This is a genomic window from Ekhidna sp., from assembly GCF_965228795.1.
GTDB lineage: Bacteria > Bacteroidota > Bacteroidia > Cytophagales > Cyclobacteriaceae > Ekhidna.
On the sequence record NZ_OZ245839.1, the window covers coordinates 3,008,019 to 3,024,065 of the forward strand.

The window sequence follows — 16,047 nt, forward strand, 5'->3', positions numbered from 1 at the left end:
TCCACACTACTTGCTGTTTGAAATAAAGAGGGAGTTTCCACTCCCCCTTTATTTCTACGCTCTAAGCTGCATCAAATCAACCTGATGCCGTTCTTCATCTTCTAGAAACTCGATGAAATTTGACCAGCTTCTATTCGTTTTTCCCGCTCTGACTTTCCCTCTCCATTTGCGTATATACGCTCGATCCCTCTTCGTACACAGATTGGGAATTACATCCCATTCATAGCATTCTGAGCTACCATTAAATTTCACTTTCGGTTTAACATATGGCTTCATATTAAGCAGGTACTGCTCTATATCATAAATTGTTCCTGCATCTCCAATATAGGTTCGAAATACAACCACCTCAATAAAGTCTTCCTTCTTAAAATCGCTCATGCGTTCTAATCCCATTTTACTTGTTATCCCCTGCTTGATATATTCAAACCCTAATGGATGTCGCAGGTAGCAGAAGTAAAGCAATCCCTTGCCTTCATTTCGTTTGCACCTCTTTATAAAATCTTCACGTTTCCCTGTCGTACCCCCTAGCCCACAGCAGAATGTGCGTGTTGTTTTCTTAGACCTTGAAAACCTTTTGAAATATTCCTCACCACAGTTTGTACATCTCACGAAAGGGAAAATCATGCTCTGACAGTACGGTTTCTTCCCTCCTTTTTTTAAGAGTCTCTGTGGACGAGCAACAAATTTTACTTTAAGCGATTGCCAAAGAGATTCCACAGAAGAGGAGACTTCCTTATCATGAATTCTCTTAAAGGTCATAGGTAGAGTTCCCTTGCTAAAGATGTTGTTCACATTTACATCTCGGTGCGTACACCTCCACTTCTTATCATAGATATGTGCATGAAAAGGTTTCTTGGTGTACTTGGCTTCATCTGAAGTTGTTTGCTTTCTAAATACCATTTTTACGACATAATCGTCTCCGAGTACTTTCTGGAGCTTCTTTAAGATCTTCTTCTCTGTATGCTTTCGCTTACAGATGCACCCAGCTTTATCTGGACGATTTCGAATATGGGCTAGCTTCCTTTCCTTCACCATATCACATAACAAACATTTAAGTTTTACTATCGTACCCTTCTTTGGAACCATGTCGATAGCCAGAACTTTGTACTCAACATTCAGCTTTCCTTTAGAATATAGATCGTCGAGTTCTGCCTGAATCTTCCTGAGCTTCTCAGAATTAGATTCTTTATTATTAGAATAGTTCATTGACAGAACTATGCCAATGATTGCACCGAAATGGCTTACCAAACCTGACCTACTGAGGCATCACATTTCACCAAAATCTGATGAGCGGAATTAAGCAAACTGATAGCGAAAACAAGAGCGGCCGAGCAGCGAATTTTCGGTAGCGAAAGAGAAGCAAAATTCGCTAGCAAAATGAACGAAAAAAAAGAAAGCAGATCTTGAGCGAAACGAGCAAATAATTTCAGTTTGATCTTGCATATCGTTACTGTAAAAAATAAAAAAGTAGTACTTTATTCACTACTTGATCCTGACGTTTTTACACGAAAAGAACCAAATAAGATTTGTTCATTCTGGCTAGCATACATACAATAGATTTGGCTGGGTGAAGTCGCTATCTTTTCGCTCTCTCCTAAGAGCGAATTGGCTGAGCAGATAAGTGAAATTTCGCTAAGCAAATTCGGTGGTGAATTGGGTGAGCAAAAGAGAGCGCGAAATGAGCAGCGGAATTGAGTGGGACATCCAGCCGATTCTGCAGTGGAGTTTAAGTGAATATTCCGTGACGAATTTGAACAAGAATATCCGTAATGTATCGAAGAACTCAATCAATTGGCAACCTTCACCTTTAAGGAAGCAAGATGCGAAAAGGTTAGAGATGTCTTTGTATTAAACTGTTACACAGGCCTGAGCTATTCTGACTTGCAAAGGCTAAAAAAATCACATTCATGATGGTTCTATTGAAATGAGAGCCTATGAGAATAAGAAAGATCTATTTGTGCCGCTAACTCAAAGACAAATACAGATTCTTGATAAATACAACCATGAACTTCCCACTCTATCAGATCAAAAATTTAACGCCTACATAAAAGAAGCCTGTAAAAAAGCTGGCATCAACAAGCAAGTGGAATTGATCAAATCAGTATCAGGAAATAAATCTTATGAGTACGTTCCCAAATGGGGAATAATCACTTCTCATATAGCTATCAAAACCATTATATCCCTTTGTTGTAAGAAAAGAATCTCTCCAAAGTCCGCTTTAGAAATCAGCGGAAAGAGTGTAGAGATCATCATAAAGCACTACTATGGAATAGATAAAGAAACAATTAAAGATCAATGAGAAGGACATTTTGAATTACACGTTCCTTTGTCAAACCACACACCTCCGCACATAACTATAGGGCTTGAATACCAGCTATGTCTCCCTGAAACAAATAAAAAAATCTAAACTATAATTCTTTGATATATACCTCAGATGACCCAAAGATTCGCCAACCATGGTACCCCGTTATTTTCATGGTGTCTTTTTTATTCATTTCAATAAAGCAATCCACTTCATGTGACATACCAGGTAGCTGGATTTTTCCATCATTCCATTCCCTGGATTCAAGATCATAAACAAGATTCCAAAGGATCAGTTTCCCCGTCTCTTCTGGATTATTGGACTTAATAATATCAGCCTTGTACTTATCTTTTTCTTTGTATACGCGCACAGTCCTGACACCATCGGACGAAACCCAATTCCCAACAATGCTATCTGGGCCTTTTTGAGCTATTACATTAATAGTTAGACCTATTTGAAAAAAAAGCAATATAGAATTCAGTTTGATCCTCATTTCTTAAAGGGATAAATCATTTGAGTTATGTAGGATTTAGGATAATCCGGCTCTTCCTTAATACCAATTTCACCAATACCCTTTGAGTCATAAATCTTTGGATCATCATAATTGGTTTTAAAGAGGTAATCCCAAAGCGTGAGCCAGGCACCATAGTTTACCTGTGCATCCTTATAATCTGCACGATGGTGCCAACGGTGCAACTCTGCTACGCAGAAAAATTTCTTTAATATCCCTGCCTTGTAATCAAGATTGGTATGCTGCATCATCATGTTGATAGCTAGAAGTGCCAATGCCGCTACTACAACGGGCTGAGGAACACCAATTAATAGACATACAATGATTCCGGGTCCACCCTCTAAAATCTGATGGATGGCGTGGCGTTTTTCTCCATTCAAAAAGTATAAACGTTCTGAACTATGGTGGATAGAATGCAGTTTCCAGAGCCATTGGTACTTGTGACTCTGCCAATGAACGAAGAACAAGAAAAAATCTATGATCGTTAGGGCTAAAAGCACCTGCGCCCAAAAGGGTAAATCAGTGGGGAACCAATCAAAAAAAACAACATACGTTGATAGCCAAATAAAGCTAAACTGAGCAGACACTTTGATTAAATAATTAATGATGTAGTAGGTGAAATCAAGGTTCCAATCTGTTCCATTTACCCATTCTTTTTCAAAGGGCATGAATCTCTCCAGAAGCAGAGCAATTACACCGAAGAGTGCAATGATAGGGATTGTAGCCAAGTATTGATTTATACCTGTTTGCATAGCCCATAGGATCAGGCCCCATGCAGAGATCATAAAAACCGGATAGATGCTGAATTGAAAGAATTTTTTCATATCTGCGTACCTTTAGTAGTCTGCAAAAATGAAAAGTTCGAATATTGATAGCTTGTATAAACCTGCTAAGCTTTCAACACACTGGAGGGTGAAACCCCAAACATGTCCACAAAGGTCTTTGAAAAGTGAGGTAGATCAGCAAAACCACCCACATAGCACGCAGACGTAAAAGATTTCCCATTCATGATAGCTTCAACAGTTGCTTGCAGCCTTGTCCATAACACAAATCTTCGAAATGGGATTCCAACCTGTTCTTTAAACAGATGAGCATACCTGCTTTCTGAGAGATGAACTTTTTCAGCAATATCAGCCAGGCTAATTCCATCATGTAGTGCATTCCTGATGTGTTCCGTGCTTTCTACAATCCTATTATCTATGGTGATGGTATGGGAAGCATACCCTGCTAAATCATGGATAAGTTGTGTGATTAGGACAATAATATCTACGTCACTCCCGAGAGCCCAGGAACGAATGTCGTTCATGGTTGATGACCGATGCAAATTGTCAACCCCTACAATTACCTTATTTAACGAATAGCTCCTCTCAAGCTGCCGTGACAAATAATGAAACGGATCCAAATAAATGAAAATTGGGGTGATGTTTGATGTATTAATGAATCGATGTTTGATATCGTGAGGTATCAGCGACAGTCTGTATTCATTTTCATTATTTTGAGCATCAGCCACCTTGAAACTTCCCTCCAAGCCATAAATGATCTCGGTGGCATGGTGGCTGTGTGGTTTTGTTTCTACCACCTTACCGGTATAGACCCCAATCCCATTTTGGAAATAAATTTTGAATGGATTCATTTATTTGTTTCTTCCACAACAGTTTCCACCATCCTGAATGGGCGGGCAAAGGTTTGTTCCAAAGCTGCAATACACACAACAGTCACCCTCTTTTGGTTTCAAAACTTCATGACAGCATTCGTAGAAATACTGGCATGCATCGGTTGGTATGGTTTCTCCCTTCTGATGCCCACGGTTGGTGCAAGTGATGGTCGATTCGAGTGTAATTTCTTTTTCCATTTCAGTATTAAATAGGATCTATCGGTAATTTCCTAAAACTGCAAAAGGTGAAATTCTGAATGGTATCAAAGGGTGTTTTATGATCAACCGTTATACATTTTATTTTCTCAAAAAATTTCCGGAGGCGGGCGGTCATAGTTGATTCTGAATATTGTTTGATTTCTATCCCACTGCATTTCTGTGGGCCTTGCTCTGAAAAAGTGCCTAGCACAAGCCTTCCGTCTGGCTTTATACTTCTTTGTGCATTTTCCAAGTAGCTCGCAATATCTTGTTCTTCCGTCAGAAAGTGGAAGGCTGCACGGTCGTGCCAGAAGTCGTATTGTCCGGCTGCTACAAAAGTCGCAGCATCTGCCACTATCCATTTCACTTTATCGGCAAGAGTACCAAGCCTCTTCCTTGCCCTTGTAAGGGCTGATTCAGAAATGTCCAGCACCGTAATGTCCTGATACCCCATGCCAAGCAAATGATCAACCAGGAAACTATCTCCACCACCAATATCAATAATTTTAGCACTCTTGGGTACGTTGAGTTGTTTTATGAAATCCAAAGATATTTTCGGGGTTGGCTGAAACCAGCTTACCTCATTCAACTGCTTTGACTGATAGATATCTTCCCAATGTTTTTTTCTGTCAAAATTTTCCATTTCCTTGGCTTTATTAAGATTTTAATACTTCAATAATTCTGATTTCCCATATACCAGTTATCTCACCATCCTCCTCATCTTTTACAAACCCTTTGATCCAAATCTTACCAGGTTTGAGCTTTGTTAGTACGTCACCTGAAGTATCAGCACTCACTATAAATATTTCTCCATTAACCTTAACTTTCCATACATTTCGCTCTTTCTGTAATTCTCCTTTTAACGTAACTTCAGCATTTCTGGCTGAAAATCCATTATTCTTCACTTCTTCCTGGATTTTTTGCAAGGTCAGTTCATTGGTGGCAGCAAGCGTGAGATAAGCCTTGCCGTCATTGAGGCTTACTTTCACACTTTCCAGGCCATCCATTTTTTTAAGTCCGCGCTCCAGACCATAGGCACACGGTGCACAATCCATTCCAAATACTTTCTGATCTACTTTGATCATCTGAGCCATTGCTCCGCTCAAACTAAAAATTGTTAACAATGTTATTATTCCTAATCTTTTCATTTTTTCTGTTTTTTAAAGTTTATAACCAATAACTAATGTTCATTGAAAGCCTGTATTCCTCTGTTGGGCCTTGTGTTACATCCTGATAGACCGGAAATAATGCTCCAAAGGATATACCCCAAGCTCCATAAAGTCCCAGGAATGAAGGGCCGAGCATAACTTTTTTCCCTCTTTGATCAACGGGGGTAAGCTGACCTTCACTGGTACTTGCTCCGGGAAACTCCGCGAGCGATTCCACAAATACCCTCCAGTCCGGCTTTGGATAGTCTCCCATAAATATATTCGGCCGATAACCGACTACCAGACTTGCGTAAGGGAGGTCGCCTAATTGATCATTGGATTTCTCAAAATAATATTGATAACCACCACCTACCCAGGCATACCAGGTACGTGAAGCATAGCCGGTAGAGATCGCTCCGTGTATGGAATTGCTTACATTGATACCACTCCTGGTTTCTTCAGTAGGTGCCGAAACACTTAAAATAGCCGTGGATTCAAAGCGTTTGCCAACCCCAAATGCATTGGAGAAGAAACGGTACCATACAGATGCTTCTATGTCGCCATTTGCCGGCATGTTGTTGTTACTTCGTGTTCTGGGTGCTTCAGAGAGTCTGTTGATCATGGTGGGTGTCGTAATATTAATTTGCAAATCTTCTGTCACCCCATACGACCAGATGTACCTAAGCATAAAGGATTGATCATCTTCGGTAGCCAGGCTCATAGCTGCTGCATTAAAGTCAAATCCTCCTTTTGCCAAGGTGGGGGTTTGTAAACCATAAAGGGGCCCGTGTCCCTGAGCCCTGACCTTAGAAATGGCTGTAACAGTTAGTAATATTAAAAAGGCTGTTCTTTTCATCGTATTATTTTAAAGTCCTAAAAATTGTTGAATTGGTAGTAGCAGGTAAGCTGAGAATAGTCCGAGAAGGTATAAACCAAAGGATATCCATAGGATAATTTTACTCCACCGGGCGGCTGTATCACATGGTGTCTCATTGCCATATTCGTCTATTTCACAGACCTGGTCTCTTTTGCGGCCATAAAACAGCCAAAAGTTGAACCCGATCAAAATACCTGCCGTCAGAAAAGTCCATTCCTTGTATTTACTCAACCAGATCAATGCCGGAAAGTCCGAAACCATTCCGGCCACTACCGCTCCCATACCCACCGCCACGAGTAATGACGGAAGGGCGCAGCACAGTAAGGTGGATACTGATGTAAACAAGGATGCGATGCTGACGAAATCCTGCTTTAGTGATTTTAAGACTCCCATTATTTTAATTGTCACTACATTGATGAATTCCCTTACCAGCACAGAATCAAGGGAAAATAAATAAGGTAAGCCGTGCCTTACTTGTTTTTACCCTTGTCCTATACCCGCTTTAATCAGCTCTTCTTTAGAAATCCCCTGATTTTCACAGCACGATAAAAGTTTGCCATTCACAGCAATAGCAGGTACTTTTTTGATCCCATATTCTTCCAGTTTGCTCAGACAGGTCTTGTCTTCACACTGCTTCACCAAATCATAAATGGTGATCTCACAATCATTACATGCCAGTTCCCTGACCATAGATACCACGGGATCACATACCAGGCAATTGGCAGTAAATACTTCTACATTTCGTTTCATTATTATTCTTTTTTGGGTTTAAATAAAAGCTGAAACAAACGTACGAGGTGCTATGGGGTGGTCTCCAAGAAAAAGTTTAGAAATTATTTTTTATCCACCTCATTGAATCGATCCAGGTGCTTTTTTAGTCGCGAAATTTCTTTCATTTTTTCGGTGAGGTCGTCCACTTCAATGGCAGGAAATTGTTGTCGCAGCATCTCTATTTGTTCTTCATTACCACAATTTCCAGGACAGGCACTTGAAGTTTCTGATATCTTAATGGCCAGAGATTTTCTAAATGTTTCATCCAATAAAAGGTAGTGCGCTTTATCTAAGCCACTCTTTGCAGCTTTGAACTGTATGAGGATTCTTTCCGGATCTTTCCCTTCATCCAGCATTTTTATCAAACCATCCATTTGGCCTTTTATGCTTTGCAATCGTGTTTTTATATCCTTTGTTAGGTCTTTGGGTATCATAATACTTCGTGTTTTACTAAAGGTACGTTTCCTTCCGGGGTGGTAAACAACAAATTGCTTGGTTTTTCTAATTTCAGTTACACCATCGACCCAATATCAGATCCCATCGATGGATATGCATAAACCATGTTCCGTATGTCAGAAACCGTAAGCTTTCCACGAATAGCCATTGCAAAAAGGTTAATCATTTCTTCCGCATGAGGACCAATAATGTGTGCTCCTAAAATGTACCCCTCATTGTCTGAAAGGACTTTATACGCATAAGTTGATTCATTGATCCGTTTGGCATTGTACCAGTTTGATGCTGACCCATCTTTTACCCGATATTCTAAACCTGATTCTTTTGCCTGCTTTTCCGTCATCCCTACAGATGCCAAAGTTGGTAAGGTGAATACCGCACTCGGCATTTCGGTGTAGTCGGGTGTTTTGGAATTACCACGAATAATATTGGCTGCTACGGCATGCCCTTCCATAACAGCAACAGGTGTGAGGTTTAGTCCATTACTTTCAGCAGCATCTCCTGCTGCGTAGACTAATGGATTGGTTTTGCTTTGAAGGAATTCGTTTACCTGTATTCCTTTTTTGCTGTAAGAAATATTAGCCTTTTCAAGGTTCATGCCATCCAATTCAGGCACTCTGCCGGCAGCATTAACAACTAAGTCCGTTTGAATAGTTTTTTCACCATTTTTTGATGCTGCCTTTACGGTAAACCCGTTATCCGTTTTTTCTACTGCAACAACATCCGACTCAAGGTGAAACTCAATTCCCAATTCTTCAGTGGCATTTACCAAATGCTTCACGATATCAGCTTCAAAGTTTTCCAAGGGCGTTTTGCCTCTGTGAATTATGGTTACTTTACTTCCTGCTCTGGCAGCCAGATGAGCAAACTCCATCGCTATATATCCACCTCCTATAAAAGTAATTTCCTTAGGAAGCTCTTCCAGGTTTAGAAAATCTGTGCTGTCTATGGGTAAGCCACCTCCAGGTATATTCAGGATTACAGGTCGTGCACCTGTAGCAATTACAATTTTATCTGCTTCCAATAGGTTGTCTCCAATGCGGACAGTGTCTTCCGATTCAAAGCTGGCTGCTCCGTGATACATGTCTACACCCGCTTTTTCATAACCTTTCTCTACACCTTTCGGCATTTTGGCAACAAAGTCGTTTTTGTAAGCCATCAAGTCTTGCCAGTTAATAGAGCTATCTCCTTGAATACCGATCCCCTTCATTTTATTGGCCCTGTCAATGATTTCTGCAGCTCCAACCAATATTTTCTTGGGATCACAACCTCGTAATGCGCATGTACCACCGTAAGGTCTGGAGTCTGTAACAGCAGTCTTCAATCCTTTCTTAGCACATTTATTGGCAATGGTCATTCCGGCCATGCCTGACCCGATTACTACTACATCGTATTTCATGAACAACAGCTACTTTTTCCACCTTCCTGAATAGGAGGACATACCACAGTTCCATACGAGCAATACACACAGCAATCCCCGTCTTTTGGCTTTAAGACTTGCTTGCAGCTTTCACACTCATAGAAGTACTGGCATGCATCTGTAGGCATGGTTTCTTCTTTTTGATGTCCACAATTGGGACAGGTAATAGTGGATTGTAAAACGATTTCTTTTTCCATTATTTGTCGTTGTTAGGTTTTAGTACTACAGCTTTATAGCTGGTTTTTTCTTCAATGGCTGCAATAAGCTGCTCAGGCTGGGTCTTTTTAGGATCATAGTCAATCACTGCAATATCACCGGGATATTCCACCGAATTGTCGACAACCCCTTTTGTTTCTTTCAAGACTTTATACAGATGACTTGCACAGCCCGCACAAGTGAGACCGGTGACTTTCAGCTTAACAGTCTCACTTTTTTGAGTAGTCTCTGCTGTTTTTTGAGATTCGGCAGTTTGCGCCATTCCATTTCCTGCAAGCAAGAAGACAAATGTTAGACTTAGAATGATGGTTTTCATGTTCTTATTTATTTGAATCAATGATTTTTTTATCTGTCACTTTATAGCCCGTTGCTTTCTCAACTTTAGATGCTAGTTGATCAACGGATACTTTTGATTGGTCAAATTTGACTGTAGCTATGCCACTTTCGTAGGATGAAGAAGCTTCGAGAACACCTTCACTGTTATTAAGCGCTGCATTCACACTATGCTCGCATCCTGTGCAGGTCATGCCTTTGATACTTAGCTCTGCATTTAGAATGTCACTTTCTTTCACCACGATAACTTTATCCCCTTTGCTGTTGTCCGGAAAAAAAATGCCGGAATAGGATGGGAAAGCAAGCATCAATACCGCAAAGACGGTAACAATTCCCAGAAACTTCTTAGACTGCCAAAAAGAGGGACGCTCATCCTCATCACATGCACAGTCGATTTCCTCCTGTGTTCTGGGTCTTAATTTTTGATACCAGGCAAACCCTAATACCAAAACGGTAAGGCCTATTAAATAGGGTCTGAAAGGATCCATCCATGAAAAGGACGAAGCAATGCCTCCAATCCCTGCCAGCGTGGCAAAAACGGGGGTAATACAACAAAGCGAAGCAGTAAAGGCTACCAACAAACCGGCTCCAACACTTTTGGAGGATGTATTTGTTTGATTTGAATTGCTCATGATACTGGTTCTTTTTTACTATCATTAAATAAACTTTCTAATACAGGTCTGATCACCTGTATATTATCTTCTACCAGTGAGTAGAAAACCGTTTGGCCTACTTTCTTGTCTTTGACAAGCTTCCCGTCCTTTAGCTTACGTAAATGCTGTGAAACACCCCCTACAGATATATCCAGGATATCACTTAGATCACAGGGACACATTTCTCCTTCCTTGTGCAATAGAAAGAGAATTTTCAATCTCATAGGGTTTCCTGAAAGATTGAATATCCGGGTAGCTTGGTCTAGTTGATCATCAATTTGATTCAGGGATTCCTTGCATTCCTTAATTTGGACGGGATCCGCCAATACTCTTATACAGGTCTTGCTCATCTTTTAATGTTTTAGCAATTACTAAAACGCAAAGATACCGAGAAAGGTTCAGTATTTAAGAGAATGCTAAAATATTGGTATTAGCAATCCTCCAACTCACAATTCTCATCCTGACCTTCAAACTCTATCGTGATATGGTTATTGGATTCATCTTTGAGTTGTGATCTCACGTTCTCTTTTAGTTTGGCCTGCTCAGAAAGTTTGTAGTCTTTGTCCAATTGAAGGTGTATTGTGAGGATATTGTATTCTCCATCCATTGACCAAACGTGATTGTCATGCACATCAGTGATTTCCGAAATGTCTTTCAGTTTCTCTTTGATATCCTCCAGAGAAACATCCTCGGGTATACCCTGTAGGATTACCAACATGCTTTTGCGAAGATTCTTATAGACATTGTACAGCACAAAAAGGGAAATTAGAACGGAGAGTAGCGGATCTATAAATGGGGCATCTGTGTACATCATGATAATACTACCGATAAGCACGGCCACCCAGCCTAAAACGTCCTCCAATAGATGTAATGAAACAACCTTTTCATTCAGAGATTCACCTTTTCGGAGTTTCAAAACAGCAGCTCCATTGACCACTATTCCCAAAATAGCGAGATAGAGCATTCCTTGAACGTTGGTTTCTCCTGGATTGAAAAGTTCAGGAATTGCTTTCGTGAGTATGAATATGGATCCGGCAACTAAAACGATGGAATTGATGATAGCACCTAATAGAGAAAATCGCTTATATCCATAAGAAAACTTCTTTGTTCTTCCTTTCTTGGAGAGCTTTTGAAAGTACCACGAGAGTCCCAAACTGAGGCTATCTCCCAGATCATGCAATGCGTCTGAAAGGATAGCTAAACTATTGGTATAGAGGCCACCAATGACTTCAATAATGGTGAAGCTCAGGTTTAGAAAGAAGGCAACTTTAACATTGCCTTCTTTCTTATTATGTGAATGATCGTGATTATGTCCCATAATTATTTAGCCAGTTTTAGTATTTTGATTGCGCCTCTCATCACGAAGGCAAATACAATTCCCCCGATGGCCAGATCCGGCCATTTACTATCGAGAAAATAAACCAACACTCCTGCCAAAATCACCCCACCATTTACGATAATGTCATTAGACGTGAATATGGCGCTGGCCTGCATGTGGGCTTCTTCGCTTTTGGCTTTATTGATCAGCCAGAGCGAAACCAGGTTGCCTATGAGGGCCAGTATTGCTATGACGATCATCCACTGAAAGAGAGGTGTTTCGCTTTCGCTGAAAAACCTGCGTAATACTTCTGAAAAGCCTAAGAGTGCCAGTCCCATTTGAAAATAGCCACTGATTTTGGCTACTTTCTTTTTACGAGTCATGGCTGCACCGACAGCAAATAAGCTCAATCCATACACGATGGAATCCGCCAGCATATCCAACGAATCAGCTATCAAACCCATAGAGCGAGAAATCCAGCCGGTGGTCATTTCTACTACAAAGAACCCGAAATTGATACCCAGCACCCACCAAAGTATTTTTCGCTGTTTAGATTCGTCAGCAGCCAATGGCAGCTCAGCTTCATCTTCCGTATTTTCCAATCGATCATTGAGTTTGAGTTCACTGAGGGCTTGATGGATTTTTTCAACTTCTCCCGTGTGATATACCTCCAGTTTACGATTGGGGATATCAAAAGAAAGCTGCTTTACCTCTTTATAAGGCTCCAGCTTCATACGGATCATTTGCTCTTCAGAGGGGCAGTCCATTTTGCTGATATGGAATGTGGTTTTATTCATTTAGTTGGTTTTCATTACACTTTTCACAGATACCTTGCAGAACCAGGTTAACCTTCATAACACGATGGTTATCACCAATTGTAAGTATCCTTTCTGGTATCGGGTCAGGCAAACAGAACGCTTTATTGCATTTTTCACAATGAAAGTGAAGATGCCATTTACCATCCGGTAAGTCGTGACTCGATATGGCATATTTCGCTGTTCCTGTTCCATCATCAATCCGATGTACGATTCCTTTCTTTTCAAGAAGATCTATTGTCCGATAGAAGGTTGTTTTGTTTACCGGCTTTTCTTGTAAGGTTGTTGTTGCCAAAGCTTGTTGAGTTCTTTCAAACTACAGGCAGTTGGTTTATTAATAAGATATTCAATCACCTTGAAACGGGTGTGAGTTGGAATAATTGAATGATCCTGAAATATTTCTTCTGCTATACTCATATTTAAATTAACGATTAGAATATATTCTTACCGGCTTTTTTTATAAGCCAACAATCGCAGCGCATTAAACACCACCACTAACGTGGATCCTTCATGGATCAGTACCGCAATACCGATATTGGCAAAGCCGAAAACCGTGGCGGGTATCAACAAGGCTACTATTCCCAAACTAACCCAGAGGTTTTGCTTGATAATGCCTTTGGCCTTTCTACTTAAACCAATGGCAAAAGGCAAGGTTTCCAGTTTGTCGGCCATCAGGGCAATGTCGGCTGTTTCCAAGGCTACATCGCTACCCGCTGCTCCCATGGCAATTCCCACCGTACTGTTGGCCATGGCCGGGGCATCATTTACGCCATCGCCCACCATCGCTACTTTGGATTCTTTTTCCCTGAGTTCTTTAATGGCTTCTACTTTTTCTTCCGGCAATAAACTGCCCCAGGCATCTGTGAGTCCAATCTCTTTGGCTACTGCATCGGCTACTTTCTGATTATCACCCGTAAGCATAATCATACGCTTGATACCGATTTCTTTCAATCGTTCCAATGTGTTTTTAGCTTCTTTTCTGGGTGTGTCCATCAGGGCAATGATGCCAATGTATTTGTCATTTTGACGGATCAGCATGGTAGTATTGCCATCTGATTCCAGTGACTTTACTTTTTCTTCTGTTTCCTGCCCTGGCTTATTATCATCCAGGGATTCAAACAGATCCAGATTGCCGATGTATACTTTGTCATCACCCAAGGTGGCTTTGATCCCTTTCCCAAGCACAGCTTCCAGATCTTTCGCCTCAGGTATGTCAACACCATCCAATCGCTCTTTCCCATCCCGAACCACGGCTTTTGCCAGTGGATGGTCGCTTAAGGCTTCTACAGCTACTGCTATTTTCAACAGTTCTTCCTCGTTTACATCACCCAAAGCAATTACTTCGGTGAGCTTGGGCTTGCCTTCGGTAAGTGTTCCGGTTTTGTCAAAAGCCAGGGCGGTGAGTACACCCAGATCTTCCAGCGGACGACCACCTTTGATAAGCACTCCACTTTTGGCGGCCCTTGCCACTCCGCTTAACACTGCACTCGGAGTGGCTATGGCCAAAGCGCAAGGGCTGGCTGCCACCAATACGGCCATTGCACGGTAGAAGCTTTCACTAAAGCTTTCATCAATGACCAGAAAAGCGAAATTGAGCAGCACGACCAGTACCAATACTGAAGGCACAAAATACTTCTCAAATTTGTCGGTGAGCCGCTGCGTAGGTGATTTTTGGGTCTGGGCTTCATTCACAAGTTTCACCAGGCGGGAGAGTGTAGAGTCCTTCGCTACTTTAATCACTTTGATTTCCAGTGTATTATTGCCATTGATGGTACCCGAAAAAGCACGGTTCTCATCTTTGATGTCTTTTTCTTCCGACCAGTCTTTATCGGGATTATCCACCGGTTCTTTATCTACCGGTACGCTTTCTCCGGTTATTGGGGCTTGGTTCACGCTACTTGTACCGCTGACGACTACCCCATCGGCTGAAATTTTGCTATTGGGCTTCACTACGATGATGTCACCGATGCTCAATTCCTCAATACCGACTTCCTCTGTCTTACCATTTCTCTTAAGCAGTGCTGTTTTAGGAGCGAGTTCCGCTAAAGCAGCAATGGATTTACGGGCTTTGTTCATGGCGTAGTGTTCCAGTGCATGCCCCATGCTGAACAGGAATAATAACAAGGCACCTTCTGCCCATTCGCCCAGAATAGCCGCTCCAATGGCTGCCACGAGCATAAGGAAGTCAATTTCAAAACCTCCTTTGGCCACTGTTTGAATGGCTTCTTTAGCTGTAAAATAGCCGCCAAAGAAATACGCTGCAATGTAAAGGGAAAGGCTTACCCAGGAGGGAACAGCTTCTATGTAAGAAAGTCCAAAACCAATACCTAACAGCGCCCCGCAAATGATGGAAAAAATCAGCTCCGTATTTTTACCGAAAATGCCGCCATGCGAATGTTCATGATCGTCACCTTCCTCATGGTCATGTTCCTTTTTACTTTCTTTTTGATCTTCGCCTTTTTCAGTTTCTTTTACTTTCTCAAGAAATCGTTCGGTACTTACCCGAGTATCTGGTATATCAAGCCCCTCTTTTCTCAGCACTTTCAGGATTTCAGCTTCAACCACTTGGGCTGTATCATACTCTACCCGCACCATACCGGATGCCGATACGGAGGCTTCCATAATGCCGGCTATATCCCGAAGGTCACGCTCTATATGACGGGCATGGCGGGTATGGCGAACGCCTTCTACTTCTATAAGTTTGTGTCCAAATTTTTGCGTGATTTCCGCTCCGGTCTGCTCCGCTAACGACTGGATACGGTCTATGGAGATTAACTCCGGGTCGTAGTGAAAGCATAGCTGAGGTACGCCATTGTCCGTCTCATCTGCTACATGCACTTTTTCAAGACCTTCCTGGTCTTGAAGCTGCTTAATGAGTTTTTCCACACATTGATCCTTCTCATCCGGTACTTCGGGCAGGAGAAGCGGTATTTTTATTTGTAGTTTTTTCATTTTCTGATATTTTTCTTTTTTAAAAAAGGGAAATGATGTGAAATCAATAATAGAATAAGCAAGGCGGATGTGACACTTGCGATAAGGTACATGCCATATCCAATAGCAATTCCTACAGCAGCAGTGGCCCAAATAGTAGCTGCGGTTGTCAAACCTGAAATAAAATTTTTGGATCCATCTCTGAAAATAATACCCGCCCCCAAGAAGCCAATGCCTGAAACAATATTGGCAACAATTCGGGTCTGATCTGCAACTTCAATGTGGGAGTTGATAATTGTGACTAAAGCCGCACCCAGGCAAACGGCAGCATACGTTCTGATTCCTGCGGCATGCCCGTCAATTTCCCTGTCGAGTCCTATCAAAACACCGAGTACAAGGGCGACAAGTAACCTTGGTATGAGCGTTATTTCAGTTTGAAAATCCATT

At 41.5% G+C, this 16,047-nt stretch carries 22 protein-coding genes; 1 reads left to right on the top strand and 21 read right to left on the bottom strand.

Annotated elements, in window-relative coordinates; translation table 11 throughout:
- Nucleotides 1-54: 54 nt before the first annotated feature.
- The gene (locus tag ACQK2H_RS13480; protein WP_425391959.1) at nucleotides 55-1,206 is read right to left on the bottom strand and encodes a hypothetical protein; all 1,152 of its coding nucleotides are present in this window, start codon (nucleotides 1,204-1,206) and stop codon (nucleotides 55-57) included.
- A 718-nt stretch (nucleotides 1,207-1,924) separates the two neighbouring features.
- Here ACQK2H_RS13480 and ACQK2H_RS13485 point away from each other — a divergent pair.
- Entirely contained in the window at nucleotides 1,925-2,299 is a 375-nt protein-coding gene (locus ACQK2H_RS13485) for a hypothetical protein (RefSeq protein WP_420575376.1), read from the top strand.
- Nucleotides 2,300-2,408: 109 nt separating this feature from the next.
- Here ACQK2H_RS13485 and ACQK2H_RS13490 read toward each other — a convergent pair whose 3' ends face one another.
- The 20 genes from ACQK2H_RS13490 to ACQK2H_RS13585 form a co-directional block, all read right to left on the bottom strand.
- Complete coding sequence (locus ACQK2H_RS13490; RefSeq protein WP_420575377.1) at nucleotides 2,409-2,795, bottom strand: DUF2147 domain-containing protein; 387 nt, start codon at nucleotides 2,793-2,795, stop codon at nucleotides 2,409-2,411.
- Complete coding sequence (locus tag ACQK2H_RS13495; protein WP_420575378.1) at nucleotides 2,792-3,637, bottom strand: sterol desaturase family protein; 846 nt, start codon at nucleotides 3,635-3,637, stop codon at nucleotides 2,792-2,794. Before ACQK2H_RS13495 ends, ACQK2H_RS13490 begins: the two co-directional genes overlap by 4 nt.
- Before the next feature lie 65 nt (nucleotides 3,638-3,702).
- On the bottom strand, nucleotides 3,703-4,446 hold the full coding sequence (locus ACQK2H_RS13500; protein ID WP_420575379.1) for an AraC family transcriptional regulator: 744 nt from the start codon (nucleotides 4,444-4,446) through the stop codon (nucleotides 3,703-3,705).
- The gene (locus ACQK2H_RS13505) at nucleotides 4,447-4,665 is read right to left on the bottom strand and encodes a GDCCVxC domain-containing (seleno)protein (protein WP_420575380.1); all 219 of its coding nucleotides are present in this window, start codon (nucleotides 4,663-4,665) and stop codon (nucleotides 4,447-4,449) included.
- A 7-nt stretch (nucleotides 4,666-4,672) separates the two neighbouring features.
- Nucleotides 4,673-5,308 carry a class I SAM-dependent methyltransferase gene (locus ACQK2H_RS13510; protein ID WP_420575381.1) on the bottom strand — a complete coding sequence of 212 codons (636 nt, stop codon included), beginning with the start codon at nucleotides 5,306-5,308 and terminating at the stop codon, nucleotides 4,673-4,675.
- 13 nt (nucleotides 5,309-5,321) lie between these two features.
- On the bottom strand, nucleotides 5,322-5,813 hold the full coding sequence (locus tag ACQK2H_RS13515) for a heavy-metal-associated domain-containing protein (protein ID WP_425391960.1): 492 nt from the start codon (nucleotides 5,811-5,813) through the stop codon (nucleotides 5,322-5,324).
- A 19-nt stretch (nucleotides 5,814-5,832) separates the two neighbouring features.
- Entirely contained in the window at nucleotides 5,833-6,669 is an 837-nt protein-coding gene (locus ACQK2H_RS13520; protein ID WP_425391961.1) for a hypothetical protein, read from the bottom strand.
- Between the two features lie 9 nt (nucleotides 6,670-6,678).
- Entirely contained in the window at nucleotides 6,679-7,083 is a 405-nt protein-coding gene (locus ACQK2H_RS13525) for a hypothetical protein (RefSeq protein WP_350219569.1), read from the bottom strand.
- Nucleotides 7,084-7,170: 87 nt separating this feature from the next.
- The gene (locus ACQK2H_RS13530; protein WP_420575384.1) at nucleotides 7,171-7,440 is read right to left on the bottom strand and encodes a thioredoxin family protein; all 270 of its coding nucleotides are present in this window, start codon (nucleotides 7,438-7,440) and stop codon (nucleotides 7,171-7,173) included.
- Nucleotides 7,441-7,523: 83 nt separating this feature from the next.
- The gene (locus ACQK2H_RS13535; RefSeq protein ID WP_420575385.1) at nucleotides 7,524-7,895 is read right to left on the bottom strand and encodes a metal-sensitive transcriptional regulator; all 372 of its coding nucleotides are present in this window, start codon (nucleotides 7,893-7,895) and stop codon (nucleotides 7,524-7,526) included.
- A 77-nt stretch (nucleotides 7,896-7,972) separates the two neighbouring features.
- Nucleotides 7,973-9,313: a dihydrolipoyl dehydrogenase family protein gene (locus ACQK2H_RS13540; RefSeq protein ID WP_425391962.1), complete on the bottom strand. Its 1,341-nt coding sequence runs from the start codon at nucleotides 9,311-9,313 to the stop codon at nucleotides 7,973-7,975.
- Nucleotides 9,310-9,531 carry a GDCCVxC domain-containing (seleno)protein gene (locus ACQK2H_RS13545; RefSeq protein WP_425391963.1) on the bottom strand — a complete coding sequence of 74 codons (222 nt, stop codon included), beginning with the start codon at nucleotides 9,529-9,531 and terminating at the stop codon, nucleotides 9,310-9,312. The genes ACQK2H_RS13540 and ACQK2H_RS13545 overlap by 4 nt, the downstream gene beginning before the upstream one ends.
- Nucleotides 9,531-9,866, bottom strand: a complete 336-nt coding sequence (locus ACQK2H_RS13550) for a heavy-metal-associated domain-containing protein (RefSeq protein WP_425391964.1) — start codon at nucleotides 9,864-9,866, stop codon at nucleotides 9,531-9,533. The genes ACQK2H_RS13545 and ACQK2H_RS13550 overlap by 1 nt, the downstream gene beginning before the upstream one ends.
- Nucleotides 9,867-9,870: 4 nt before the next feature.
- On the bottom strand, nucleotides 9,871-10,515 hold the full coding sequence (merTP, locus tag ACQK2H_RS13555; protein ID WP_425391965.1) for a mercuric transport protein MerTP: 645 nt from the start codon (nucleotides 10,513-10,515) through the stop codon (nucleotides 9,871-9,873).
- Nucleotides 10,512-10,886 carry an ArsR/SmtB family transcription factor gene (locus ACQK2H_RS13560; RefSeq protein WP_425391966.1) on the bottom strand — a complete coding sequence of 125 codons (375 nt, stop codon included), beginning with the start codon at nucleotides 10,884-10,886 and terminating at the stop codon, nucleotides 10,512-10,514. Before ACQK2H_RS13560 ends, merTP begins: the two co-directional genes overlap by 4 nt.
- 80 nt (nucleotides 10,887-10,966) lie before the next feature.
- Entirely contained in the window at nucleotides 10,967-11,854 is an 888-nt protein-coding gene (locus tag ACQK2H_RS13565; RefSeq protein ID WP_425391967.1) for a cation diffusion facilitator family transporter, read from the bottom strand.
- 2 nt (nucleotides 11,855-11,856) lie between these two features.
- Nucleotides 11,857-12,651, bottom strand: a complete 795-nt coding sequence (locus ACQK2H_RS13570) for a cation transporter (RefSeq protein WP_425391968.1) — start codon at nucleotides 12,649-12,651, stop codon at nucleotides 11,857-11,859.
- On the bottom strand, nucleotides 12,644-12,964 hold the full coding sequence (locus ACQK2H_RS13575) for a Fur family transcriptional regulator (protein WP_420578323.1): 321 nt from the start codon (nucleotides 12,962-12,964) through the stop codon (nucleotides 12,644-12,646). Before ACQK2H_RS13575 ends, ACQK2H_RS13570 begins: the two co-directional genes overlap by 8 nt.
- A gap of 149 nt (nucleotides 12,965-13,113) precedes the next feature.
- Entirely contained in the window at nucleotides 13,114-15,621 is a 2,508-nt protein-coding gene (locus tag ACQK2H_RS13580; protein WP_420578324.1) for a heavy metal translocating P-type ATPase, read from the bottom strand.
- Complete coding sequence (locus ACQK2H_RS13585) at nucleotides 15,618-16,046, bottom strand: MgtC/SapB family protein (RefSeq protein ID WP_425391969.1); 429 nt, start codon at nucleotides 16,044-16,046, stop codon at nucleotides 15,618-15,620. The genes ACQK2H_RS13580 and ACQK2H_RS13585 overlap by 4 nt, the downstream gene beginning before the upstream one ends.
- Nucleotide 16,047 lies beyond the last annotated feature (1 nt).